The 24170-nt window shown below is 69.3% G+C and carries 18 protein-coding genes and 2 pseudogenes; 10 read left to right on the top strand and 10 right to left on the bottom strand.

Annotated elements, in window-relative coordinates; translation table 11 throughout:
• The first annotated feature begins 7 nt into the window (after window positions 1-7).
• From AB0B35_RS23535 to AB0B35_RS23510, 6 genes are all read left to right on the top strand, one after another.
• The gene (locus AB0B35_RS23535; protein ID WP_360532954.1) at window positions 8-337 is read left to right on the top strand and encodes an L-rhamnose mutarotase; all 330 of its coding nucleotides are present in this window, start codon (window positions 8-10) and stop codon (window positions 335-337) included.
• The gene (rhaI, locus tag AB0B35_RS23530; protein ID WP_361048925.1) at window positions 337-1518 is read left to right on the top strand and encodes an L-rhamnose isomerase; all 1182 of its coding nucleotides are present in this window, start codon (window positions 337-339) and stop codon (window positions 1516-1518) included. The genes AB0B35_RS23535 and rhaI overlap by 1 nt, the downstream gene beginning before the upstream one ends.
• Entirely contained in the window at window positions 1518-3548 is a 2031-nt protein-coding gene (locus tag AB0B35_RS23525; RefSeq protein WP_361048923.1) for a bifunctional aldolase/short-chain dehydrogenase, read from the top strand. The genes rhaI and AB0B35_RS23525 overlap by 1 nt, the downstream gene beginning before the upstream one ends.
• Window positions 3545-4984, top strand: coding sequence for a rhamnulokinase family protein (locus AB0B35_RS23520; protein ID WP_361048921.1), 1440 nt, complete (start codon window positions 3545-3547; stop codon window positions 4982-4984). Before AB0B35_RS23525 ends, AB0B35_RS23520 begins: the two co-directional genes overlap by 4 nt.
• A 43-nt stretch (window positions 4985-5027) precedes the next feature.
• Window positions 5028-5744: a hypothetical protein gene (locus AB0B35_RS23515; RefSeq protein ID WP_361048919.1), complete on the top strand. Its 717-nt coding sequence runs from the start codon at window positions 5028-5030 to the stop codon at window positions 5742-5744.
• A gap of 83 nt (window positions 5745-5827) precedes the next feature.
• Window positions 5828-6340, top strand: coding sequence for a PH domain-containing protein (locus tag AB0B35_RS23510; protein ID WP_361048917.1), 513 nt, complete (start codon window positions 5828-5830; stop codon window positions 6338-6340).
• Between the two features lie 427 nt (window positions 6341-6767).
• On the opposite strand, the gene AB0B35_RS23505 is transcribed toward AB0B35_RS23510, so the two are convergent.
• The 10 genes from AB0B35_RS23505 to AB0B35_RS23460 form a co-directional block, all read right to left on the bottom strand.
• Window positions 6768-7136, bottom strand: coding sequence for an antibiotic biosynthesis monooxygenase (locus tag AB0B35_RS23505; protein WP_361048915.1), 369 nt, complete (start codon window positions 7134-7136; stop codon window positions 6768-6770).
• Window positions 7137-7286: 150 nt separating this feature from the next.
• The gene (locus AB0B35_RS23500) at window positions 7287-7709 is read right to left on the bottom strand and encodes a hypothetical protein (RefSeq protein WP_361048913.1); all 423 of its coding nucleotides are present in this window, start codon (window positions 7707-7709) and stop codon (window positions 7287-7289) included.
• 42 nt (window positions 7710-7751) lie between these two features.
• Window positions 7752-8336 carry a suppressor of fused domain protein gene (locus AB0B35_RS23495; protein WP_361048911.1) on the bottom strand — a complete coding sequence of 195 codons (585 nt, stop codon included), beginning with the start codon at window positions 8334-8336 and terminating at the stop codon, window positions 7752-7754.
• A gap of 184 nt (window positions 8337-8520) precedes the next feature.
• Window positions 8521-10893, bottom strand: a complete 2373-nt coding sequence (locus tag AB0B35_RS23490; protein ID WP_361048909.1) for a hypothetical protein — start codon at window positions 10891-10893, stop codon at window positions 8521-8523.
• Window positions 10894-11040: 147 nt separating this feature from the next.
• Window positions 11041-11505 (bottom strand): SMI1/KNR4 family protein, encoded by a 465-nt coding sequence (locus AB0B35_RS23485; protein ID WP_361048907.1) that lies wholly within the window; start codon window positions 11503-11505, stop codon window positions 11041-11043.
• A gap of 177 nt (window positions 11506-11682) precedes the next feature.
• A complete protein-coding gene (locus AB0B35_RS23480; RefSeq protein ID WP_361048905.1) occupies window positions 11683-15114 on the bottom strand; it encodes a ThuA domain-containing protein in 3432 nt (1143 codons plus the stop codon).
• 124 nt (window positions 15115-15238) lie between these two features.
• Window positions 15239-16501: a helix-turn-helix transcriptional regulator gene (locus AB0B35_RS23475; RefSeq protein ID WP_361048903.1), complete on the bottom strand. Its 1263-nt coding sequence runs from the start codon at window positions 16499-16501 to the stop codon at window positions 15239-15241.
• A 112-nt stretch (window positions 16502-16613) separates the two neighbouring features.
• Window positions 16614-17135, bottom strand: coding sequence for a hypothetical protein (locus tag AB0B35_RS23470; RefSeq protein ID WP_361048901.1), 522 nt, complete (start codon window positions 17133-17135; stop codon window positions 16614-16616).
• A gap of 62 nt (window positions 17136-17197) precedes the next feature.
• The gene (locus AB0B35_RS23465) at window positions 17198-17743 is read right to left on the bottom strand and encodes a hypothetical protein (protein ID WP_361048899.1); all 546 of its coding nucleotides are present in this window, start codon (window positions 17741-17743) and stop codon (window positions 17198-17200) included.
• Window positions 17744-17878: 135 nt separating this feature from the next.
• Window positions 17879-18049: a hypothetical protein gene (locus AB0B35_RS23460; RefSeq protein ID WP_361048897.1), complete on the bottom strand. Its 171-nt coding sequence runs from the start codon at window positions 18047-18049 to the stop codon at window positions 17879-17881.
• Between the two features lie 318 nt (window positions 18050-18367).
• Between AB0B35_RS23460 and AB0B35_RS23455 the strand changes: the two genes are divergently transcribed.
• The 4 genes and pseudogenes from AB0B35_RS23455 to AB0B35_RS23440 all read left to right on the top strand — a co-directional run bounded on the left by AB0B35_RS23455 (window position 18368) and on the right by AB0B35_RS23440 (window position 24063).
• Entirely contained in the window at window positions 18368-20812 is a 2445-nt protein-coding gene (locus tag AB0B35_RS23455; protein WP_361048895.1) for a PQQ-dependent sugar dehydrogenase, read from the top strand.
• Window positions 20813-20877: 65 nt separating this feature from the next.
• Window positions 20878-21732, top strand: a pseudogene (locus AB0B35_RS23450) (discoidin domain-containing protein); the annotation flags it as partial.
• Window positions 21733-21765: 33 nt separating this feature from the next.
• Window positions 21766-22752, top strand: a pseudogene (locus AB0B35_RS23445) (glycoside hydrolase family 5 protein); the annotation flags it as partial.
• 171 nt (window positions 22753-22923) lie between these two features.
• Window positions 22924-24063 carry a hypothetical protein gene (locus tag AB0B35_RS23440; RefSeq protein WP_360532891.1) on the top strand — a complete coding sequence of 380 codons (1140 nt, stop codon included), beginning with the start codon at window positions 22924-22926 and terminating at the stop codon, window positions 24061-24063.
• The last annotated feature ends 107 nt before the right edge of the window (window positions 24064-24170 follow it).

The following is a 24170-nucleotide window of genomic DNA, read 5'->3' as shown; positions in this document are numbered from 1 at the left end:
GCATGGCGTGCGCCGGATCTGCTTCACCCTCCAGGTCAGACCCGACCGGCTGGAGGAGTACCGGCGCCGCCATGCCCAGGTCTGGCCCGACATGCTCGCCGCGCTGCGCGACACCGGCTGGACCGACTACAGCCTGTTCCTGCGCGAGGACGGCCTGCTGGTGGGCTACCTGCTCACCGACGACTTCGACGCCGCCCTGGCGGCCATGGACCGCACCGACGTCAACGCCCGCTGGCAGGCGCAGATGGCCGGGTTCTTCGACACCGGCCGACCCGACCAGCACATGCACGTGCTCACCGAGGTGTTCCACCTTGAAGACCAGCTAGGAGACCAGTGATGACCGACCTCGCGCCGCAGACCAGGTCGCGCGTGCTTTCGACCCTGCGCGGGCAGCGCATCGAGACGGCCTCCTGGGCGTACGGCAACTCCGGCACCCGGTTCAAGGTGTTCGCCCAGCAGGGCGTGCCCCGCGACCCGTACGAGAAGATCGCCGACGCCGCCACCGTGCACCGCTTCACCGGCGTCGCCCCGACCGTGGCGCTGCACATCCCCTGGGACAAGGTCGACGACTACGCCGACCTGGCCCGCCACGCCGCCGACCTGGGCATCACCCTGGGCACCATCAACGCCAACGTCTTCCAGGACGACGACTACAAACTCGGCAGCGTCACCAACGCCGACCCGGCCGTACGCCGCAAAGCCGTCGGCCACCTGCTCGAATGCGTCGACATCATGGACGCCACCGGATCCCGCGACCTGAAGCTGTGGTTCTCCGACGGCACCAACTACCCCGGCCAGGACGACGTGCGCACCCGTCAGGACCGGCTCGCCGCCGCGCTGCGCGAGACCTACGGCCGGCTCGGCCCCGACCAGCGGATGCTGCTGGAGTACAAGCTGTTCGAACCGGCCTTCTACATGACCGACGTGCCCGACTGGGGCACCGCCTACCTGCACTGCACGCAGCTCGGCGAGCGCGCCCAGGTCGTCATCGACACCGGCCACCACGCTCCCGGCACCAACATCGAGTTCATCGTCGCGATGCTGCTGCGCGCCGGACGCCTCGGCGGATTCGACTTCAACTCCCGCTTCTACGCCGACGACGACCTGATGGTCGGGTCGGCCGACCCGTTCCAGCTGTTCCGGATCATGCACGAGATCGTGCTCGCCGGGGCGCTGGAGCCCGCCGCCGGGATCGCGTACATGCTCGACCAGTGCCACAACATCGAACCGAAGATCCCCGCGGTGATCCGGTCGGTGATGAACGTGCAGGAGGCCACCGCCAAGGCGCTGCTCGTCGACCACGTCGCGCTGGCCGCCGCGCAGCAGGCCGGTGACGTGCTCGAAGCCAACGCCGCGCTGATGGACGCCTACCACACCGACGTGCGCCCGATGCTGCGCGAGCTGCGCGAGGACATGGGCCTGGACCCCGACCCGATCGGCGCCTACAAGCGCTCGGGGTACTTCGAGAAGATCCGCGACGAGCGCGCGCAGGGCCAGGCCGCGGGCTGGGGCGCGTGATGGCCGCCAAAAACGAGCTGCTCGGCCGCTCCCACCGGCTCGGCGCGGACCCGGCTTACACCAACTACGCCGGTGGCAACACCTCCGCGAAAGGCGAGGAGATCGATCCGGCGACCGGGCAGCCGGTGCGGCTGATGTGGGTGAAGGGCTCCGGCGGGGACCTCGGCACCCTGACCGAGGCCGGGCTCGCGGCCCTGCGCCTGGACCGGCTGCGGGCCCTGGCCGACGTGTACCCGGGCGTCGACCGCGAGGACGAGATGGTCGGCCTGTTCGACTACTGCCTGCACGGGCGCGGCGGCGCGGCCCCGTCGATCGACACCGCCATGCACGGGCTGCTCGACGCCGAACACGTCGACCACCTGCACCCTGACGCCGGGATCGCGCTCGCCACGGCGGCCGACGGGCCGGCGCTGACCAAGGAGTGCTTCGGGGACCGGGTGGTGTGGGTGCCGTGGCGGCGGCCCGGGTTCCAGCTCGGCCTGGACATCGCCGCCGTACGCCGGGCACACCCGGCGGCGATCGGGGTGATCCTCGGCGGCCACGGCATCACCGCCTGGGGCGACACCAGCGACGAGTGCGAGCAGCGCTCGATCGAGATGATCCGCACCGCGCAGGCGTTCCTCGACGAGCGCGGCCGCCCCGAGCCGTTCGGGGCGCGGCTGCCCGAGTACGAGCCGCTGCCCGCACCGGAACGGCACACCCGCGCGGCGGCACTCGCGCCGGTGCTGCGCGGCCTGGCCTCCACCGACCGTCGCCAGGTCGGCCACTACACCGACACCGCCGAGGTGCTGGACTTCCTCGCCGCCGCCGAGCACCCGCGGCTGGCCGCGCGGGGCACCTCGTGCCCCGACCACTTCCTGCGCACCAAGGTCCGCCCCATGGTGCTCGACCTGCCGCCCACGGCCGGTCTCGACGAGACGATCACCCGGCTCCGGGAGCTGCACGCCGTCTACCGCGACGAGTACGCCGCCTACTACCAGCGTCATGCCGACGCCGACTCGCCGCCGATGCGCGGCGCGGACCCGGCGATCGTGCTGGTGCCCGGCGTGGGCATGTTCAGCTTCGGCCGCGACAAGCAGACCGCCCGGGTGGCAGGGGAGTTCTACGTCAACGCGATCAACGTCATGCGCGGCGCGGAGGCGGTCTCCCGGTACGAGCCGATCCCCGAGGCGGAGAAGTTCCGGATCGAATACTGGGCCCTCGAAGAGGCGAAACTGGCGCGGATGCCCCAGCCCAAGCCGCTCGCGGCCCGAATCGCGCTGGTCACCGGCGGCGGCTCCGGCATCGGGCGGGCGGTCGCGCTGCGCCTGGCCGCCGAGGGCGCCTGCGTGGTGGTCGCCGACCGTGACCCCGAATCGGCGGCCAAGGTCGCCGCCGAGATCGGCACGGCAGACGCCGCCGTCGCGGTCGAGGTCGACGTCACCGACGAGGCACAGATCCGGGCCGGGTTCGCCGCGGCGGCGCTCGCGTTCGGCGGGGTGGACCTGGTCGTCAACAACGCCGGGCTCTCGGTGTCGAAGCCGCTGCTGGAGACCACGCCCGCCGACTGGGACCGGCAGCACGACGTGATGGCCCGGGGATCCTTTCTGGTCTCCCGCGAAGCCGCGCGGACCATGATCGCGCAGGGTTCTGGTGGCGACATCGTCTACATCGTCAGCAAGAACGCGGTCTTCGCCGGGCCGAACAACGTCGCGTACGGCGCGGCCAAGGCCGACCAGGCCCACCAGGTGCGGCTGCTCGCCGCCGAACTCGGCGAGCACGGCATCCGGGTCAACGGCGTCAACCCCGACGGCGTCGTACGCGGGTCGGGCATCTTCGCCTCCGGCTGGGGGGCCAAGCGAGCCGCCGTCTACGGGGTGCCCGAGGAGAAGCTAGGGGAGTACTACGCCCAGCGCACCCTGCTCAAACGGGAGGTGCTGCCCGAGCATGTCGCCAACGCGGTCTTCGTGCTCGCCGGGGCCGAACTGTCCCACACCACCGGCCTGCACGTGCCCGTCGACGCCGGGGTCGCCGCGGCGTTCCTGCGATGAGCGCCCGGACGGCCACGACCCGGGTCGCCGCCGTCGACCTCGGCGCGGCCAGCGGCCGGGTGATGGCCGCCCGGGTCGGCCCGGACCTGCTGGAACTGACCGAGGTCGCGCGCTTCGCCAACACCGCGGTACGCGCCGGCGGCACCCTGCACTGGGACGTGCTGAACCTGTATCGCAGCATCCTCGACGGGCTGCGCGACGCCGGGCCGGTCGACTCGATCGGGATCGACTCGTGGGCCGTCGACTACGGCCTGCTCGACGCCGACGGGCGGCTGCTGGGCAACCCGGTGCACTACCGGGACTCGCGCACCGACGGGGTCATCGAGCGGGTGCTGCGGCAGGTGCCGCCGGAACGGCTGTACGCGACCACGGGACTGCAACTGCAGCCGTTCAACACCCTGTTCCAGCTCGTCGCCGCCCGTGACACGGCGCAGCTCGCGGCGGCGCGGACGCTGCTGCTGATGCCCGACCTGCTGGCGTACTGGCTGACCGGCGAGATCGGCGCGGAACGCACCAACGCCTCGACGACGCAGCTGCTCGACGTGAACACCGGCACGTGGGCGGCGGAGCTGGCCGGGCAGGTCGGCATCCCCGCGGGCATCCTGCCGCCGCTGCGTGAGCCCGGCCAGGCGGTCGGCGTGCTCAAGGCGGATGCCGGACTCGGACCTGTGCAGGTCACCACCGTGGCCTCGCACGACACCGCGTCGGCGGTCGTCGGTGTGCCGGCGCGGGGCGAGCGGTTCGCGTACCTGTCCTGCGGCACGTGGTCGCTGGTCGGGGTCGAGCTGGACCGGCCCGTGCTCACCGAGCAGAGCCGGGCGGCGAACTTCACCAACGAGATCGGCGTCGACGGCACCGTCCGATACCTGCGCAACGTGATGGGCCTGTGGCTGCTGCAGGAATGCCAGCGGGTCTGGAGAGACGACGATGTGGAGCCGCTGCTGCGGGCGGCGGCTCGTTGTGCCGCCTTCCGTTCGGTCATCGACCCTGACGACCCGGTGTTCCTGCCGCCGGGCGACATGCCCGCGCGGATCGCCGAAGCGTGCCGCCGGACCGGGCAGCCGGTGCCGGGCACACCGGCGGAGACGGTGCGCTGCATCCTCGACAGCCTCGCCCTGGCCCACCGCGCGGCGATCCTCGACGCCCAGCGGCTGTCCGGGCGGGAGGTCGACGTCGTGCACATCGTCGGCGGGGGAGCGCGCAACGAGCTGCTGTGCCAGCTCACCGCCGACGCATGCGGGCTGCCGGTGCTCGCCGGGCCGGTCGAGGCGACCGCGCTCGGCAACATCCTGGTCCAGGCCCGCGCGCTCGGCGCGGTCGGCGGCGAGTTGGCGGACCTGCGCAAGCTGATCCGCGACACGCAGCCGGTGCGCCGCTTCGAGCCGCAGGGCAACGATGCGGACTGGGCGGCGGCCGCGGCTCGCCTGACCCGCTGACGGCATAAGATGCACCTGACTTCAAGGCATGTGGGAAGCATGTGTGCACATCCTCGACGACCCGACCGGGCTGTCTGAACGCGCTCGAGACCTCCTGGCCCGAACCGGTTGGCGCAAAACCGAATCCAGCCCGCGCCTGGCGACCGACTTTCACCGCGTCCGCGACCGGACGGGTAGCCTGATCCCGGCTCCGATGAAGCTCGTGATCCGCAGGGAAGGGTTCGCGGCCCGCTTCGGCGGGCTTCAGTACATGGTGCGCCAGAGCGTGCTCATGCCCGGCGGCGCTCACGAGGTCCAGTATTGGTGGGACTTCGACCTGGGTGACTGGATGCGGCGCGACGTGCGAGGCTGGCACTTCGAATTCATCGGCGAGCACATCTCGTCACCGGTGGCGTATGCCGTGCACACCGACGGGCGGGTCGGGGTGACCGACGGCGGCCCGTTCCTGGAGATCGCGCCGTCGGTGTACCACCTCATCGAGAACCATGCCGTTCTGGACCAGGTGGCGTCCTGGCATCCCTGGCATGAGCCTGCCGCCGGATCCGGCTGGGTGGCGCTCGTCGACCACCTGGCGGCACAGCTGGATGGACTCACCGAGGTGGCTGAGGCGTCAGGGCCGTGTTCCCGCTGGCTCTTGGGCGAGAACGTCGCCATACGTGACGCGATGAGTTACACCAGCGATGGACCGCGTACCCGCTGTGTCCGTGTGTGGGTACGCGGCGAGCAAGGTCTCAGCCAGGTCCGGGCGGCGCTCGCGTAGGCCACGGCTGACATCCGGCGTAAGCCGGGCACCTGCCGCAAAAATACGGCCGGGCAGCAGCATCGGTGATCTACCGTGTGCCCATGCGAAAGAGCTGGCGCTCCCCGTTCTGGAACATCGTCCTGTGCCTGGTGATGTCGGTGATGGCGCTGACGTCGACCGCCAGCACCATCGGGTGCTTCGAGCACCCGGGGGGATGGTGGGCGGGCATCGGCTTCGCGGTGATGACCGGCCTTCTGCTGGTGGGAGCGGTTCGGGCGTTGTTCGTCGGCGTATCAGCCGGTCCGCAGGGCATCACGGTGAGGGGCGTGACCAAGACGACGAGGATTGCCTGGAGTGAGATCTCGCAGATCACGCTGGGCGGACTCAACTCTGCCGCAGCGGGTGGCGCCGGGGCGTCTGCCCCGGTCGTGACTCGGATGCGGCAGGGACAGCCGGATCAGCGGGTCGAACTCAAGGAGCTCGGAAGTTACGGGATGTCGAGCGGGCCGAGCCTTGCCGAACGTGCGGTCGCAGATCTCAACGAATGCCTTGCGGCCTGGCACGAGAGCAACCGCGCTGCCGAGGACCCGGATGCCGCGCGACGCCGCACCTAGGTGCTCGACAAGCCGACCGCACCAGTCGGAGGCGTCTGTTTGAATCGCTGATGTGGCGACGCGCCTCGGTGCAGGAGGTGGCTGCCGGGTGGTGCCCGACGTCCGGGTATCGGGCTCAGCTGAGAATAGGCGGATGAATGGGTGAGCGGCGGGGCGTCATCCTGTACGGACACGTGGCGGACGCCGTGGCGGAAGCGTTGCGCCAGATAGATCCGCGGTACTGCCCGAGCATCGATCAGGATGGCGTCCTCGGGCACCCCGTGCGCTATCGAGTACTCGCGGTAAGCCACTGCCAAGCCGGTGGCTGCCAACTTCGCCGAGCCCGGTTCTACCACGGCAGGATGGCGCGCGGTGGACGGAATCGAAGGCAGAAAGCCGCTGGGTGCTTCCATGCTGAGTCAGCTGACTTGAGAGGGCTGCCGCTGCCCTATTCGGCATCCCGTTCCGCATCCGCGCATGGGCCTGCGGCGAACTCGTATGCCCGCTCGACATGTGCCACCTCAACGCGGTAACGCGCAAGCCACTTCTGCCGGCCGAGCTGCTGTGCCAGCACATGCTCGGGGTTTCGCTTCCAGGCGTGGATCGATTCGGCGTCGGCGTAGTAGATGACGACCAGATCGCTGCCGTCCGGCAGAACCGCCGACTCCCGGCCCAGGTAGCCGGGCTGGGCTTCGGCCAGGGTGACCATCTGCTCGTTCATTGCGGCGTAGCCTTCGGGATCCGTTCCGCTCGGCGTGATCGTGAAGATGGCGACGTGGTACGGCGGCTCAGGCCGGGTCCAGTAAGGAGTGGTCACGGCTTATGGTAGTTGCTCGCCCGGTGAACCGATCATTCGGGCGAACGTATCGAGTGAGCGGTGCTCGCGCGATCGCTGGACATCGTGACCTGCGCGGGCGTGGTGACCGGCCGTTCCGCATGACCGGCCCGATGTGCGCCTACACCGACCTCACGACGCCGGAAGTTCTTCACGCTCGGTGATCATCCGTAGCCATCCCTCCAGGACGACGACGAACTCTTCGAGGTCGGAAGTGGTGTGGGAGGCTCGCTCATGGTCCCAGTCGGGGTCTAGGACAACGATGCGGAAGCCGCAGCTGTGATACCAGCCGGCGTCGATGTTGATCTCCCGAGCCTGCAGGCCGCCCTTGCGCGCCGCCTCCTGCTCGGTCAGCCACGGCGGTCGTGCGGTGCGTGCCCAATACAGGTCCTCAGAGTCGTTGGCCTCGACTCTTCCATCTGGCAGGCGTCGGACCAGCAGTGTGTTGTAGATGACGTTCCAGCCCATGGGCACGCGCAGCGGCAGCAGGCCCCAGTCCTCGGTGATGGCTGCGGCCAGCGGGGATTCGGCCGGAAGCCGGAAGATCGCATCCATGTGCCGACAGCCTAGTCAGGAGTGGCTGCCAACCGCCCGGCGCTAGCAGTTCGGGTCTGTCACGAGCATCGGCGAGCGGGTGGCGAGCTCGCTGAGCACCTCGGCTGTCGTGGTCGCCTTCATGCGGTCCAGTTCGTCGGCGGTGATCCCGACGACGGTCAGGAACCGTGCTGAACCGTGGGGTGAGTCGATCGGCGGCAGTTCCGGGTCGGCGGCGAATGCGATGGCCCGGAGGCGGGTGGTGTCCTTGCCGGTGATCGGGCCGCCCGGGTCCATGCGATGATCCTCCGCGAAGGCCCTGCCGCTCGTGAACACGTAGTCGACCAGTCGCTCAAGCAGGCGCAGGGACCATGCGGGCGGCTGTTCTCCATCCAGTGGAACGCGCATCGTCAGCTCGAAACCCCAGCCGCTGACCTCCGGGTCGTCACTGTCCTTGGAAAAGAGTTCGGTCAGGCCGAACGTCACCAGCAGCCAGTGTTCTGCGCATCGGTACGCGCTCAATCCGTACAGGCCCTGGCCAGGGAGTTTGTTCGAGCCCCAGTGGAGCGGGTTCCGATCAGCCACCTTGGTGGCGACCGCCGACTCGATGGCGTCCCATCCGGGAGCTTTGTCCGCAACCTCGCCCATGTTCTCTCCGTAACCTGGCGGGTGACTGCTACCTGACCTGACCAGGCTAGATCATCCGTCAATCGGTGACCGGGAGCGGTGCCGCGGCGCGGGCGAGACGGACGAGGTCGTGGTTGACGTCGGCGAACGGGTTGTCGCTGGTGCAGCTGGACGGCTACCTGCCGAAGGCCTTGCCTCTTCGCTCCTACTGGAAGAAGGTGCGAATACGCACCGTCCGGTTGATGCCGAGGCTAGGATCAGTCCACCTGATGTGTGCCGTGCAATCGGCCACATCGAGCCGACGGAACGTCACAGTGACGGCGTCGACCGCCCGGGGCTCCGGCCAGTCCGGCAGATCGCGAAGATCGCGTGGGGGTTCGTCGCCTCGCACGCGGAATACCGTCAGGGGCGACGTTCCGCCGGAAATGCTGATCTCCAGATCCGCGGACTCGCAGCCGGTGACATCGAACATTCCCCTGATCGAGCCGAAAAACGTTTCCTCCCACGGTATGCCTTGGGTGGCGACCATGGTGGTCGACAGCGTTGCCGCGGGTGGCGCGGTCCAGTCGTAGTGGATCTCTGACCTGCAGCTGTAGGTCCAACAGGTGTCGTCTTGGACAAGGGGCTTCTCGCCGCTCTCGAATCGCAGCGGCTGGATCACCGTAATGATGGAAAGAGCCAGTAGCGGCAGAACAATGAAACCGAGATGGGTCCCCAATCGGATCAGAGGCGTCCGGAACATCACGAAGAACACCGCGAACCTGATCGGGGGCGCCCCGGTGGTGGTCCTCGTCGGAAAGTAGACGCCGTTAGGTGCCAGCAACTGAAGTCGGTCTTGTAGGCGGGCGTGACGGAACTGGTAGGCGGCCCCAGGCTGACGAAGCACGCCACGTTCGTGGGCATCTTCGAGGAACGGGATCAGCCGCAAGGGAAGTTTTCCGCTGAGCGCCAACCTCATACGTCGAATGAAGTACGAACCCCATACGGTTTCCAGGAAACACCATCCGCCACAGAGCAGCCCGGCCACTCCAGCCCAGGTCCACGCGACCTGCGGATCGGCGTCGAAGCCTCCGCCGAGCACGACGCCGACGAGACCACCCACGCCGATCGCGATGGTCGAGGCCAGCACTGAGGACATCCATCGATAGCGGCGCAGGTGAGCGCGGATGCCGATGACATTGTCATCGGCCACCACATCCTCGTCCAGTTCGAACAGCAAGCTGCGAACCTTGGGGTACGCCCAGGCGGAAAGGGCTGTCATCACGATGCCCATCAGCCAATTGGCGGCGACGTAGTTGAACAATCCGGCGACGATCGGCAAAACGACCATCGCCACATTCAAGGTCGGTCCGCCGGAGCCTATGTTCCACCACCGCAGTTCACGAGGCCCGCGCGCCAGCGTCGCCAACCAACGTCGTGCCCGATCGACAGGCAAGCCCGGGCGAAGAGACTGATCGTAGGCCGCTGGTACAAACGCGTCGAGCAGATGGTTTTCGATGGCGGCGGCCTCTTCGAACCCTAGGAGTTCCGATGGGTCACGCCGACCTCGGCGATAGGTGACTCTGAGCAGATACAGCATCAGCGGGGTGCGCAGCGCAGTTGCGAGTGAACCGTCCGGCTGCTCGGCCAGATGATCGATCACCGATCGCCAACTGTCGAGATCTGTGCCGGCGATGCGCTCCACGTAGGATGTCAATGAGGGTGCATCGACAGGATCGATCTCGACCACGAGCGCCCGGCTCAGATATTGCCGATCTGATTGCACAGCCGTCTCGTAGAACTCGGGCCGCGAGGTCAGCAGGAAGGTCATCATATCGGTGAACTGATTGTCGATCTTCTCGACCATCGGGTTCTTCGATCCGGTCAGGACTTCGTCGAGCCCGTCCAGGACCGGTGTCACCCGACCGGTCGCCACAAGCCGGCGCAACACCTCCGGACCGAACCTCCGGGCGATCTCCGGAAAGTCCTGCACCAGCTTGCTCGCCATCCACGCGCCCAACGGAACCTGCGGATTCCACGACGACAACGGAAGGTAGACACCTGGCAACTTCATCGCGGTGAGTTGCGCCAGAACGGTCTTGCCCGCACCAGCCTCGCCCAGCAGAACCACATGGCGACGTTCACGTACCAGCCCAACCAATGCCGAACCGTCGACGACTACGTCATCGGCGTGGCGTTGCACGTGTCGCGATGTGGTCCGGACGCGCAGGATCACCGGAGCAGACCATACCTCCCGGCTCCCGGTTTCCGCGGTCAGCCGGACGTTGACCTCTTCGGTCAACGCCGCCAACGCAGCGTCCAGGACTTCGATGCTGATCTCGGAGGTCGGCCACCACTTCAACACGATGCGGTTCCACAGGCGTTCGGTGAGCTTGAACGCGAACACTGCTGCTGCCACCGCCACACCGGCGGCCCCGGTGTCGCGAGCCAAGCCGATCAGGTCTTGGCCGATTTCCAATGTTGTGAAACTATCCGCCCACGTCAAAAACGAGCCCATGTACCGGCGCGCGATCGCCCATACCGTGATCAGTACCAGCAGGAAAACCAATCCCGCCAGAGGTTTCCGCAACCGCATCACATCGGTAGTGTCCCATCACGACTCCAGCTGCACACTGATGGCATACCGGCTGATTACCCTGCAAATTTGGCTTGCCGGGGCCTCTACTGTGCGTCTTGGTGCTCGGACACCAGCCGAATGTACGAACGATGCCGACCGGCTTCGCCGCTAGCCGCGTCCGGCCTGTATGCCGTGCCGTGCGACGAACCCCAAGAAGTCCTCCGCGACCGGGGACGGTTCATCGTCGTCGTGGTAGTAGAACCACACCTCTCCACGACACCGGCCGTGCTCGACCGGGAAGCCCCAGAAGTCCCCGGTGCCCACCGGTGCCAGGGCCACGGCCGACCCGTCGGGGAACTCGGCCCGGCTCACGGTGACGATGTCCTGGCTCTCCTTGCTCGACCTGCCCACACGGACGGGCAGCAGGTCGACGAAGCCGAACATGCCACCGCCATACCGCTCCATGAACACCTTGTACTGCGCCGGCAGCGTCGCGCCCAGGGCCCGCTCCGCTTCGGTGATTTCTTCCGGTGTCGCGGTCCGGCCCTCGATCAGCTTGAACCTGTCTCTGTCGAAGGTCGCCGCGCGTGCGCGCAGGGGCTCGACGAGCCGGTCGAACTGTTCGAACTCCACGCTGTCAGGTTAGGCCAGTCCGGGTGTGTGGTGGGCGGCTCAGCGGCAGCCGCTCAACGTCGTTCGTGCGTTGCGTCTGCAGGCCGCGATGCTGCTTTCGTGTCGAAGTCGCCCGCGTCGGCGGCGAGCTGCTGGCCGGCGGCCGTACCTCACGGTAGGCCGCCGGCCAGGGGCGCGTCAGTTCACGGTGATCACCACACTGCCGGAGTGGGTCGCGCCGGCGCTGTCGGTCAGCGTCAGCCAGGCGGTGTACGTGCCCTTGCGGCTGTAGACGTGGCTGGCCGTGGCGGCGTGCACGGTGGCGGTGTTGTCGCCGAAGCGCCATTCCCGGTCCACGATCGTGCGTCCGGGCGGGGCCGTGGAGGTGCTGGTGAAGTTGACGGTGAGCGGCCCGGTCCCGGTGGTCGGGGTGGCCCCGACGGTCAGTGTCGCGCCGGTCTCGGCCTTGACGCCGCGCCCGTTGAACCGCAGCCAGTCCAGGGCCATGATGTCCGGGTCGCCGGTCTGCCCGGACTTGACGAACTTGAGGTACAGCGTGAACGTGCCGCCCGGGTTGGTCAGCGGCACGGTCGGTGAGATGACCGAGTCGTAGCTGCCGGTGACCGGGATGGTCGCCGTGCCCAGCAGCGCGCCGGTGGGGGAGCCGTTGCGGAACTCGATGGTCCCGCCGGTGCCCGCTGAGCTGGCCCCGACCACGACACCGCTGATGTTCTGCAGGTTGACCGGCCCGATGTTGATCCAGTCGCCGTTGTCGATGTCGCCGAGCCGGCGTCCGGCCTGTGCCGTGGCCCGGTCGAGCACGCTCACCCCGGAGGAGGCGTCGAAGTGCTCGGCCTCCATGCTGCGCGTCTGCAACTCGACCTGCAGCGAGCCGACCAGCGCGGGCACGCCGGTCGCACCGGCGTCGGTGTACTGCGCACTGATCAGCGTGAACAGGTTGGTGCCGGGCCCGTGCCCGTCACCGCCGCCGGACTCGGTGACCAGGGTGCCGGAGCAGCCGACGTAGTTGTCGAGCGGGTGGGCGTGCGAGTCGTGTCCGAGCAGCGTCTGCACCACGACCCGGTTGCAGTCGATGGTGGTGTCCTCCGGGTCGGTGACGGTCACGGTGTACGGGATGCGGTCGCCGAACTCGAAGAAGCCGCCCTGCGGCACGTTGATGGTGACGGTCGGCCGGGTGTTGCCGACGGTGATCTCGGTGCTGGCCACGGCGGTCAGCCCGGCCGCGCCGGTGACGGTCAGCCGGGCGCTGAACCGGCCACGTGTGGTGTACGTGTAGGACGGGTTGGCGGCGGTGGAGTCGACGGTGCCGTTGCCGTCGAAGTCCCACGCGTAGCTGGTCGCCCCGACCGAGCCGGCGCTGGAGAACGTGACGGCCAGCGGCGCGGGGCCGTTGTCCCGGCTCGCGGTGATCTTCGCGGTGGGCGGCACGCCGTTGGCCACGTAGTCGATGCGGTAGATGCCCGCGCCGTCGTTGGAGCCGCCGCGCCCGCTGCCGGACCCGGCCCCGAAGTCGATGACGTACAGCGACCCGTCGGGCCCGAACTCGGCCTCGAACGGCTGGATCCAGCTCATTCCGGCGAAGATCCCGTTGATGGACTGCAGCCCGCCGACGGTGGTGGGCCCGAAGCGCGGGTCGGTGAACGTCTGCGCCGTCTTGTGCAGCGACAGCGTCTTCCACCACTGCCGGGTCAGTTCGTACACGATCCACTTGCCCTCGAAGTATTCCGGGAACTTCGAGATGCGGGGGTTGGCGGGGTCGAAGTCGTAGACGGGGCCGCTCATCGGGCCGCCGCCGCCGGTGCCGACCTCGGGGAACTGCGCCGAGGCGGAGTAGGCGTACCAGACCAGGGCGGGGCGGGCGGCGGGCAGGGTCGTCAGGCCGGTGTTGTTGGGGGAGTCGTTGACCGGGGCGGCGCAGTTGAACTTCGCCCCGGAGGTGCTGGTCGCGAAGTTGTAGTCGTTGAACGCGATGTTGTTGCCGATGCAGTACGGCCAGCCGTAGTTGCCGGCGCTGGTGACCCGGTTGAACTCCACGGTGCCCTCCGGACCGCGGTTGGCGTTGGCGGCGGTGGCGTCGGGGCCGTAGTCGGCGACCATGACCGCGTTGGTCAACGGGTCGACGGTGATGCGGAACGGGTTGCGGAAGCCCATCGCGTACACCTCGGCCCTGGTCTTGGCCGTGCCCGGCGCGAACAGGTTGCCTGAGGGCACGGTGTAGGTGCCGTCGGCCTGCGGGCGGATGCGCAGGATCTTGCCGCGCAGGTCGTTGGTGTTGCCGGAGGTGCCCTGGGCGTCGAACGCGCGCCGCCCGGACCGCTCGTCGATGGGGGTGTAGCCGCTGGACTCGAACGGGTCGGTGTTGTCGCCGATCGCGGCGTACAGGTTGCCGTCCTTGCCCATGGCGATGGAGCCGCCCATGTGCGAGTTGGCGCGGGCCTCGCCGCGCAGCGTCGGGATGGTCAGCAGCCGCTTCTCGGAGCTGAGCGCGATCGTCGAGCCGGTGACGGTGAACCGGGACAGGTTGAGCTGGTTCAGGGTCTTGTCCGACCACAGCAGATACAGCCAGTTGTTGGTGGCGAAGTTGTTGTCCAGGGTCAGGCCGAGCAGTCCGTCGGACTGGCTGGTCTGGGCCGGGGTGTACGCGAAGTCGATCAGCGTGGTCACCGCGAGGGTGGCCTGGTCGACGACCTTCACCGCGCCGGTGCGCTGGATGTAGAAGACGCGCCGGTCGGGTGCCACGGCCAGCTCGAACGGGTCGGCGAGGTCCTGGTCGACCAGGGGCACGCGCTGGAACTGCCCGTTCTGGGTGGCGCTGCAGTCGCCGGCGACCGCGCCGGCGGCCCACTCGATGCCCCAGCGCAGGTGTTCCAGGAACAGGGTGTTGCTGAACGCGGAGCTGCTGTGCCCGCCCGCGGTGAACCAGGACCGGCCGCCGTCGTAGTTCTGGCACCACGAGTACGCGTGGTCGACGCCCTCGTCGAGGCCGGAGATGCCGTCACGGACCTTGATCTGGGCGAGGGTGTGCACCCGGCCGGTGGGATTGGTTTTCCAGTTGTACCACTCCTCGCTGTGTTCCCACAGCTCAGGAAGGTTGCGGGTGGACGGGTGCGCGCGGTCGAGGACCTTGATCCGCCCGGGGTAGACCCCGCCGGTCGCGCTGAAGTCCGGGTGGTAGTCGAAGATCGTGCCGACCAGGCCGTCGTACCAGGTCCAGTCGCGCTCGCTGGCCGACGCGGCGTGCAGGCCCGCCCAGCCGCCGCCCGCGCGGATGAAGTTCTGCAGGGCGAGTCGCTGCGACGCGTTGAGCAGCGCCCCGGAGGCGGGCGTCGAGTTGGTGTTGTTGAAGATCAGCGCGTCGAACCGGCCCAGGTTGGCGTCGGTGAACGCGGCGGCGTCGGTGGTCGCCTCGACCTCGAAGTTGTGCGCGGCCCCGAGCTGCTGCACGGCGGCGATGCCGGCGGGGATCGAGTCGTGGTAGAAGTTCGTGATCTTCGAGAAGACCAGCACCCGGAACCGGGGTGCGGCGGAGGCGGGTCCGGCGACCGAGGTCGACAGGACCAGGGCGGCGAGCGTGACGATGGCAGGCAGGATGGTGCGACGGCGTCTCATACGGGCGCTCCCGGATGGGGGACGGACAGGGAGGAAAGCGCTTGCTGGTCGCCGAAGGTGGCCATCGTAAATTGGTTACGGCGAATGCGTCAATGGGTGGGGCGCCGGCCTGCCGGGCGGCGGTTCAGGGAGCGGGCTGGTGGGGGGCCTCGGCGATGGTTCGCCAGATCTCGGCCGCCAGGTCGATGTTGGCCGCCTCGTGTGCCTGCCGGGCCAGGTCGCGCAGGTTCGCCAGGGCGGTGGCGGACTCGCCCCGGCGCAGCAGGAGCTGATTGCGCAGCAGGTGCAGCCGGACCCGGTCGCGGAAGGTCAGCAGGTGCTCGGTCGGTTCCAGACCCGCGCTGGCCGCCTCGGCCGCCTCGTCCCGTCCCTGCTGGTATGCCAGCTGGGCGCTGAGCAGCAGGAACTCCTGGTTGTGCAGTGGTGTGCCGACCAGCGCGACGGCGGGGCGCACCTCGTCCAGCCGCGCGGCGGCCTCCTCGACCTGGCGGGGCGTCATCTGCAGGCACAGCGACGCCGCCGCGAGCCGCAGCCGCAGCCAGAGGACCAGGTCGTCGTGGCTGTCCAGCCGGTGCAGCGCCTGGTGCAGCAGCTCCAGCGCGGCCGCGTCGTCGCCCTGGCGGATGCGGACCGTCGCGGCGGTCCACAGTGCCTCGACGGGCAGCGTGCCGGTCCGGTCGGCGGTCAGCGCGCGCAGGTCGTCGGCGTGGGCGCGGGCGTCGGGCAGCCGTCCCAGCTCGGCCTCGACCGAGATCAGCGTCAGCAGGGTCCGGGCGGCGTCGTCGGCTGGCACGGGCTGCTCGTCGGCCAGGGCCAGGGCCTGCTGGGCCACGGCGTACGCGGCGGGGATCTCGCCGAGCGAGCGGTGGCACAGCGCGAGCCGGTTGCGGGCGCGCACCCTCAGCTCGGGGTCTCCGATGTCGTCGCCGAGGGCGACCAGCCGGCGCAGCACGGCCAGCGCCTCGGTGCGCTCCAGCCGCCGGGTGTGGATCTCGGCGAGCAGCCACAGCGCGTGCCAGCGGCTGCCCGCGTCGGCGGCGGTGGCTTCGGCCAGGGCCTGGCGCAACGCGGGGACCGCGTCCTCGGGCCGGGGCGCGGAGGCGGCCTTGGCCACGACCTCGCCCAGGCCCTGCGGCGGCGCGACGGCGAACGCGTCCGTCGGCACGCCGAGCCGCTCGGCCAGCAGCTTGATCACCTTCGTGGTCGGCGGGCGCTGGCCCGACTCCAGCCGGGACAGGTACGCCGTGGACAGGGCGGTGCCGACCAGCTCGGCCTGGGACAGGCCACGCTGCTGGCGCAGGGCGCGCAGCTGCCGGCCGAAGGCGGGCTGATCGGGCACGGCGCTCTCGGCCCGCCCCTGGTCGGGAACGGTCCGCTGGTCAGGCATGCCCCCATGCTGCGCAACTTGCCAAGTTTTGGCAAGTCCGCGTCGCTGCGGCGTCACGGCCGCCCACCGGGGACCCCCCGTGGGTCCCCGGCGGGCCGGGCCTGTGCCGGGGTCACTGCCGCTGCACCTGGTAGGCGACCCCCGCCTGGGCGTCGCCGATCGGCATGATGATCACGGACAGGTCGGCCGCGTCCGCGGGCAGGCTCAGCTCGACCGACGACACCGTCGGCCGGGCGGTGTCGCAGGTGGGCAGCTCCTCGATCTTGGAGACGCCGCCGATGGCGAAGTGCGCGTACAGGGTGCCGGTGCCGACGCAGTACACGGTCAGCCGGTAGTTGCCTTTGGTGAAGGTGGTGCGGCTCTCGTCGCGCATCACCATGGCCTGCACGCGGCCGTTGTCGTCGACGACGGTCGGCCGGGCGCCGGCCCGGATCACGGTCGCCGGGCCCTGGACGTTGGCCTCGTCGGCGGCGGCCACATAGCGCGGCAGCTCGGGGCTGATCGCGGGGTTGGCGGTCGGCGACGCCGTCGCCGCCGGGGCGGCTCCGCTGTCGCCGGTGCAGCCCGCCAGGCCCAGCGCGGCGGCCAGGGCCAGTGCGCCTGTCGCGGCGCGCCGCCAATCGGTCGTTGTCATGTCGTCCTCCAGGAATGGGTGGTCCGGTGGGCGCGTGGGTCGCCCACCGGACCGCGGCGGTGTCAGCTGGTGGTCTCCCAGAACCGGAAGCCCCAGCTGTTGGCGCTGGGCATCTTGGTGACGGTGCCGGTGACGTCCTCGGTCAGCACGCAGCTGCTGTTGTAGGTGTACTTCTCCAGGCTCATCCGCCAACCCCAGTTGCCGAACTGGAGGTGGCCGTACTTGCCGGCGGCGATGTTGTTGCTGTATGTGTACGACTCGGTCCGCGACGAGGTGACCGACGCGTCGATGGAGAAGGTGGCCTCGGCCGAGGCGACGACGGCGCTGGTGCTGACCGTCGCCCCGATCGACACGCCGACGGTGGCGGACTGGTTCTTCTCGATCGACGAGGTGACCGTGCCGCCGGGGCCGGACTTCCAGTCCACGCCGGTCGGGATGTGGATGTTGGTCTTGTTGAAGGTGCGGTAGTGCGTGCCCACTTCGTCGCAGGCGTACGGCGTGACGTCGGCGGCGTGCGCCGGCGCGGTCGCCACGGTGCTGCCGATCAGGCCGGCTGCCAGCGCGGACGCGCAGAGCACGGCCGTGCGGATGCGGCGGGGTACAGTCATCGGTCTCTCCTTGCAAGAGGGGATGGGGCGGCTCACGGGCATCGGTTGCAGCCAGGTCCGTGGGCCGTTTCCTGTCGGGTACGCCGTCGGCGTCCCGTTTCCTGCGGAGGGCGGGATGCCCTCCGCCGGTCGAGGTCAGGGCCAGTCGATGTTGCCCTGAGTCGTCGCGCCGCCATCGTCGCCCGCAGTGGTCTGCGTGTCGGCGTGTGCGGTCGCGTCCGAGTGCTGGGCCGTCGCCGCAGCCGCGCCGAGGGCGAGCAGCAGGGCGAGCAGGGCCCGGGTGGTGTGCCGGCGAAGCTTGGGCATGCGTGTCTCCCGTGGGTTGTCACAGATTTGCTGACCGGCACCCACTCTGAGCTGCCGTTGCGAGTGCTCAACCTAAAGGAAGTTCACAGTCTCGGCAAGTCTTGGCAAGTACTTGCCAACGGGGGGACCTGTGGAGCGACATCTCCCGGGCGCATGCCAATTCGGACTGATCGACTTGACCGCACTGATGTTGACCAATATCGTTCACAGTCTATAAGTTAACTTAACTAACACTCCTGGCTGGTATCCGCGGTCCCGCTGCCCCGAGCGTCCGTCTTCACGGCTCGCGGAGCCAGTCGCGAGGAACGGAGCCCCCGTATGAACTCCCCGCCCCTGCGCCGCCTCGCCGTCCTCGCCACGGCGATCTGCGTCGCCGCGAGCATCGAGGTCGCCGCCGCCGCGCCGGCCGCCGCCGACACGGTCGGCCCGATCACCGGCGTCGCGTCCGGCAAGTGCGTCGACATCCCGTCCGCGACCACCGTCAACGGCACCCAGGTGCAGATCTACACCTGCAACGCCAGCGCCGCCCAGACCTGGACCGTCGGCACCGACGGCACCATCCGGGCGCTGGGCAACAAGTGCCTCGACGTCGCGGGCGGCGTCAACGCCAACGGCACCAAGGTGCAGATCTGGGACTGCTCGGCGACCAACCCCAACCAGCAGTGGACCTACAGCAGCACCGCCCGCACACTGGTCAACCCGGTCACCGGCAAGTGCCTCGACGTCGTCAGCGGCAGCACCGCCGACGCCGCCAAGCTGCACCTCTGGACCTGCATCGCGGGCCTGACCAGCCAGCAGTGGAACCTGACCACCGGCCCGCCGCCCGCGTTCACCGACTACCAGGCCGAGAGCGCGACGATCTCGCAGGGCCTGGTCGAGTCCAACCACGCCGGCTACACCGGCACCGGGTTCGTCAACTACGACAACGTCACCGGGTCGTACGTGCAGTTCACCGTATCGGTGGCCGCCGCGGGCAACTACCCGCTGACCCTGCGCTACGCCAACGGCACCACGATCGACCGCCCGATGGACATCACCGTCAACGGCAGCCCCGCCGCGCCCGGCCTGTCCTTCCCCGGCACCGGCGCGTGGCCCACCTGGGTGGACAAGACCGTCACCGCGAGCCTGACCGCCGGCGCCAACACGATCCGCGCGACGGCCACCACCGCCAATGGCGGCCCCAACCTGGACCGGCTGCGGGTCACCGCCCCGTCGGACAGCCAGCCGCCCACCGCGCCCGGCAGCCTGCGCGTGGTCGGCGAGGTCCGCCCCAACGGCGTCGACCTGGCCTGGAACGCTTCCACCGACAACGTCGGCGTCGCCCGCTACGTCGTCTACAACGGCGGCAACGTCGTAGCCGAGGTCGGCGGCAACATCCTCACCGCCACCCTGAACAACCTGCAACCCAACACGTCGTACGTGTTCAGCGTGCTGGCCTACGACGCGGCCGGCAACCCGTCGCAGGGCAGCAACAACCTGCCCGTCACCACCCCGCCGAGCACCGACACCCAGCCGCCCACCACCCCGGGCAGCCTGCGCACCACCGGCGTCACCGCGAGCACCGTGACTCTCGCGTGGAACGCGTCGACCGACAACGTCGGCGTGCGCGGCTACCGCGTCTCGCGCAACGGCACCCAGATCGCCGACGTGCCCGACCTGACCGCCTCCGACACCGGCCTGACGCCCGCGACGACGTACCAGTACACGGTGCTGGCCTACGACGCCAACGGCAACACCTCGCCGGTCAGCCCCGTGCTGTCCGTGACGACGTCCACGCAGGCCGGCGGCGGCGACCCCGTCTTCGACCGCAACGTCAACACGCAGATGGACCTGCCCTGGGGCATCGCGTTCCTGCCCGACGGCAGCGCCCTGGTAGCCGAACGCGACCGGTTCGAGATCGTCCGGGTCACCCTGGCCGGGCAGAAGACCGTCGTCGGCACCATCACCGAAGCCGTCACCACCACCGGCGAGGGCGGCCTGCTCGGCCTGGCCGTCGGCCCGAACTTCGCCACCGACCACTGGGTGTACGCGTTCCACACCGCCGCCTCCGACAACCGCCTCGTCCGGTTCAAGTTCGAGAACGGGACCATCGGCCCGCGCGAGGCGCTGGTCACCGGCATCGCCAAGAACCGCTTCCACAACGGCGGCCGGGTCAAGTTCGGCCCCGACGGCTACATCTACATCACCACCGGCGACGGGCAGGACAGCAGCCGCTCGCAGAACCTCAACTCGCTCAACGGCAAGATCCTGCGGGTCACCACCACCGGCGCGGCCGCGCCCGGCAACCCGTTCGGCACCCGCGTCTACAGCCTCGGCCACCGCAACCCGCAGGGCCTGGCCTGGGACTCCCAGGGTCGGCTGTGGTCGTCGGAGTTCGGCGACAACACCTGGGACGAGCTCAACATCATCACCCCGGGCTCCAACTACGGCTGGCCGACCTGCGAAGGCACCTGCAGCAACCCGGCCTTCGTCAACCCGGTGCGCACCTGGAGCACCGCGTCGGCCTCACCCAGCGGCATCGAGATCGTCAACGACTGGATCTACATGGCCGCCGTACGCGGCACCCGCCTGTGGGTCATGCGCATCACCGGAAGCACCACCGACACCCCGCGGGCGTTCTTCAACGGCTCCTGGGGCCGGCTGCGCACCGTCGTCAAGACCCCCGACGGCGGCCTGTGGCTCACCTCCACCAACAACGACATGAACGGCGGCACGCCGACGGTGCTCAACAACGTCATCGTGCGCCTGCGTTTCGCGTCCTGACCGGCGCGGGCCCGTGGCCGCACCGCCACGGGCCCGCACCCCCGACGACAGCTTGGAGAACGTGCATGAAGATCCTCAGCAGGCCGTGGCGCGCGGCCGCCGTCGCGTCGCTGGTGACGCTGACCGCCCTGGCCGTCGGCGCGACCCTGCCGGCGTGGGCCGCACCGACCCGCTACGAGGCCGAGTCGGCGACCATCTCGCAGGGCGTCGTCGAAGCCAACCACGCCGGGTACTCCGGCAGCGGGTTCGTCAACACCGACAACGCGATCGGCTCGGCCGTGCAGTGGACGGTGAACCTGCCCAGCGCCGGGAGCGCGACCCTGACCATCCGGTATGCCAACGGCAGCGGCGCGAACCGCCCGGCCGACATCATCGTCAACGGCACGGTCGTGTCCGCCGCGAGCGCCTTCAACGCCACCAGCGCGTGGACGACCTGGACCAACAAGACCGTCACCGCGCTGCTCGCCGCCGGAAACAACACGATCCGGGTCGCCGCCACGACCGCGACAGGCACCGCGAACCTCGACTACCTCGACGTCGAGGTCAACACCACTCCCAGCGAGACGCTGCTGTCGCGCGGCAGGCCCGCGACCGCCTCCTCGGTCGAGGACGCCACCCTGCCCGCGGGCAACGCCGTCGACGGCAGCACCACGACCCGGTGGGCCAGCGCGGCGGGCGTCGACCCGCAGTGGCTGCGCGTCGACCTGGGCGCATCGTCGTCGATCACCCGGGTCGAGCTGAACTGGGAGGCGGCCTACGCCACCGGGTACCGGATCGAGGTGTCGGCCGACGGCAACGCCTGGACCAGCGTCTACAGCACGACCAGCGGTAACGGTGGCACCGACTCGATCACCGGGCTGAGCGCCAACGGTCGCTACGTTCGCGTGTACGGCACGGCGCGCGCCACCCAGTGGGGCTACTCGCTGTGGGAGTTCGACGTGTACGGCACCGGTCCGTCGGTGCCGCCCAGCCCGAGCGCCTCGCCGAGCCCGCCGACCGGCACCACGCCGGTGGCGATCAACGGGCAGTTGCGGGTGTGCGGCGTGAAGCTGTGCAACCGGTACAACCAGCCGATCCAACTGCGCGGCATGTCGACGCACGGCATCCAGTGGTATCCGCAGTGCGTCAACGACTCCTCGCTCAACGCGCTGGCCACCGACTGGAACGCCGACGTGCTGCGGGTGTCGATGTACGTCCAGGAGGACGGCTACGAGACCAACCCGCAGCTGTTCACCGACCGGGTGCACGGTTACATCGAGCAGGCCACGGCGCGCGGCATGTACGTCATCGTCGACTGGCACATGCTCACCCCGGGCGACCCGAACTACAACCTGACCCGGGCGCGCACGTTCTTCACCGCGATCGCGCAGCGGCACGCCACCAAGACCAACATCCTGTACGAGGTCGCCAACGAGCCCAACGGCGTCGGCTGGGCGGCGATCAAGAGCTACGCCGAGCAGATCATCCCGACGATCCGCGCCATCGACTCCGACGCGGTCGTGCTGGTCGGCACCCGGGCCTGGTCGTCGCTGGGCCTGTCGGACGGCGCGAACGAGACCGAAGTGATCAACAACCAGGTCAACGCGACCAACATCATGTACACGTTCCACTTCTATGCCGCCTCGCACGGCAGCAGCTACCTCAACGCGCTGTCGCGGGCGGCCGACCAGATCCCGATGTTCGTCACCGAGTTCGGCACCCAGGAGGCGTCCGGCGACGGGGCGAACAACTTCACCCAGGCACAGGCCTACATCGACCTGATGGCGGCCAAGAAGATCAGCTGGACGAACTGGAACTACAGCGACGACTTCCGGACCGGGGCCGTGTTCACCACGGGCACCTGCGGCACGGGGCCATACGCGGGGACCAGCCGGCTCAAGGCCGCCGGGGTGTGGGTGCGCGACCGCATCCGCACCGCCGACAACTTCCCGACCGGCTGAGCGGGCCCGGTCAGGGGAACGCGGGCCCGCACACCAGTGGTGCGGGCCCGCCGTCAGCCCATCGGGTGGTGTCCGATGCCCGCCACCGCGGGCCGTATCAGGCGCGGGTCGCCGCTCATCTGCTCGGGTACACGCGGTCACCCCGACCGCGTGCCGCCCCGAGGAGGCAGCATGCAGCCCGACCCGACCGCCTGGCAGCTCATCAAGCAGCGCGCGCTGATGAAGTACCGCCTCAATCTCAAGAAGCTGAACCTGCTCGTCGGCGTGCAGGTCAACGACCTCGACGAGGAGTCGTTCACGAAGCTGGCCAAGGACACCACCGGCACCGAGTTCAACCTCGACAAGCCCGAGCTGGCCCCGATCGCGATGTGCGACAACGGCGGCACCGGCATGGCGAAGCTGGCCGAGGCGTGCGAGGTCCAGTCGAACGCGAAGGACGGCACGTACCGCCCGCGCAGCCCGTACTTCGTCGGGTTCAGCTGGGTGCTGCGGCGTAAGAACCGGCTGGGCAAGGAGCACGCGTACCTCAACCACACCTACGCCCAGCCGGTGCCGGAGGAGTTCCAGAAGGAGTTCGAGGACACCACGTCGTGGTCCCCGTTCTGGGGGATGCTGTCGATGTTCTCGCCGGCCGGCGGCCCGGTGCCGGCGCTGAAGCGGTTCGGCCCGTCGATCGGCGACCCGTTCGCCGAGGGTGACGTGCTCGGCGAGCTGGAGGACCAGCGCAAGCTCGTCGAGCACCGCGAGCAGATGATCGCGGCGAACACGCCGCCGCAGGGGCTGCTGCACCTGGGCAACGCGGTCATCGACTTCAGCCGCCCGTTCATCATCGAGACCCCGCTGTACATCCACCGGGGCGGGCTGGCCAGCACCACGCCGCAGCATCCGCTGGACGGGCACACGGGCTGGATCCAGTCGTACCACAAGAAGAACAAGACGGTGAGCTTCACCGCCGCGGCCGGCGGCCGCAACAGCGTTCCGGGCGTGGACGAGTTCAACCTGACCTGGGCGGGCAACGTGTTCGGCCTGATGCTGGTCAGCTTCGCCGCGATCATGAAGGTGAACTCGGGCCGCAAGCGCCCGCTGCTGAGCCTGACCGACGGGATCACGTACGGCGACGCCTACCACGCTTACAACGAGAACCGGTGGCTCGGCGCCCGCCGGGCGATGACCTCGGTCGCCGACATGTTCGCCGGGTTCGGGGCGCTGACCCGGTCCGGGTTCGGCACGCACGTCGTGGAGAGCCCGGCCGAGGACGGCAGCATCGACCTGGAGCTGGTGGTGGAGGGGCCGAAGGAGGAGCAGTTGTAGCGGTGGATGACTGGCGGGCGGCCCCCGTTGACCGCCCGCCAGACCCGATCAGTGCGATCGGGTCTCGTGGGGCGGGCCGGGGACCACGGCCCGCCCCACCTTCGGAT

The organism is Catellatospora sp. NPDC049133 (assembly GCF_040648455.1).
GTDB lineage: Bacteria > Actinomycetota > Actinomycetes > Mycobacteriales > Micromonosporaceae > Catellatospora > Catellatospora aurea.
Note: the sequence above shows the minus strand (reverse complement) of the source record. Positions and strands in the feature narration are given on the sequence as shown.

Bases quoted from the DNA above. Each gene is read 5' to 3' on its own strand.
- rhaI (WP_361048925.1), top strand. From the start codon at position 337: ATGACCGACCTCGCGCCGCAGACCAGGTCGCGCGTGCTTTCGACCCTG.
- AB0B35_RS23525 (WP_361048923.1), top strand. From the start codon at position 1,518: ATGGCCGCCAAAAACGAGCTGCTCGGCCGCTCCCACCGGCTCGGCGCG.
- AB0B35_RS23520 (WP_361048921.1), top strand. From the start codon at position 3,545: ATGAGCGCCCGGACGGCCACGACCCGGGTCGCCGCCGTCGACCTCGGC.
- AB0B35_RS23510 (WP_361048917.1), top strand. From the start codon at position 5,828: ATGCGAAAGAGCTGGCGCTCCCCGTTCTGGAACATCGTCCTGTGCCTG.
- AB0B35_RS23500 (WP_361048913.1), bottom strand. From the start codon at position 7,709: ATGGATGCGATCTTCCGGCTTCCGGCCGAATCCCCGCTGGCCGCAGCC.
- AB0B35_RS23495 (WP_361048911.1), bottom strand. From the start codon at position 8,336: ATGGGCGAGGTTGCGGACAAAGCTCCCGGATGGGACGCCATCGAGTCG.
- AB0B35_RS23480 (WP_361048905.1), bottom strand. From the start codon at position 15,114: ATGAGACGCCGTCGCACCATCCTGCCTGCCATCGTCACGCTCGCCGCC.
- AB0B35_RS23475 (WP_361048903.1), bottom strand. From the start codon at position 16,501: ATGCCTGACCAGCGGACCGTTCCCGACCAGGGGCGGGCCGAGAGCGCC.
- AB0B35_RS23470 (WP_361048901.1), bottom strand. From the start codon at position 17,135: ATGACAACGACCGATTGGCGGCGCGCCGCGACAGGCGCACTGGCCCTG.
- AB0B35_RS23465 (WP_361048899.1), bottom strand. From the start codon at position 17,743: ATGACTGTACCCCGCCGCATCCGCACGGCCGTGCTCTGCGCGTCCGCG.
- AB0B35_RS23460 (WP_361048897.1), bottom strand. From the start codon at position 18,049: ATGCCCAAGCTTCGCCGGCACACCACCCGGGCCCTGCTCGCCCTGCTG.
- AB0B35_RS23455 (WP_361048895.1), top strand. From the start codon at position 18,368: ATGAACTCCCCGCCCCTGCGCCGCCTCGCCGTCCTCGCCACGGCGATC.
- AB0B35_RS23440 (WP_360532891.1), top strand. From the start codon at position 22,924: ATGCAGCCCGACCCGACCGCCTGGCAGCTCATCAAGCAGCGCGCGCTG.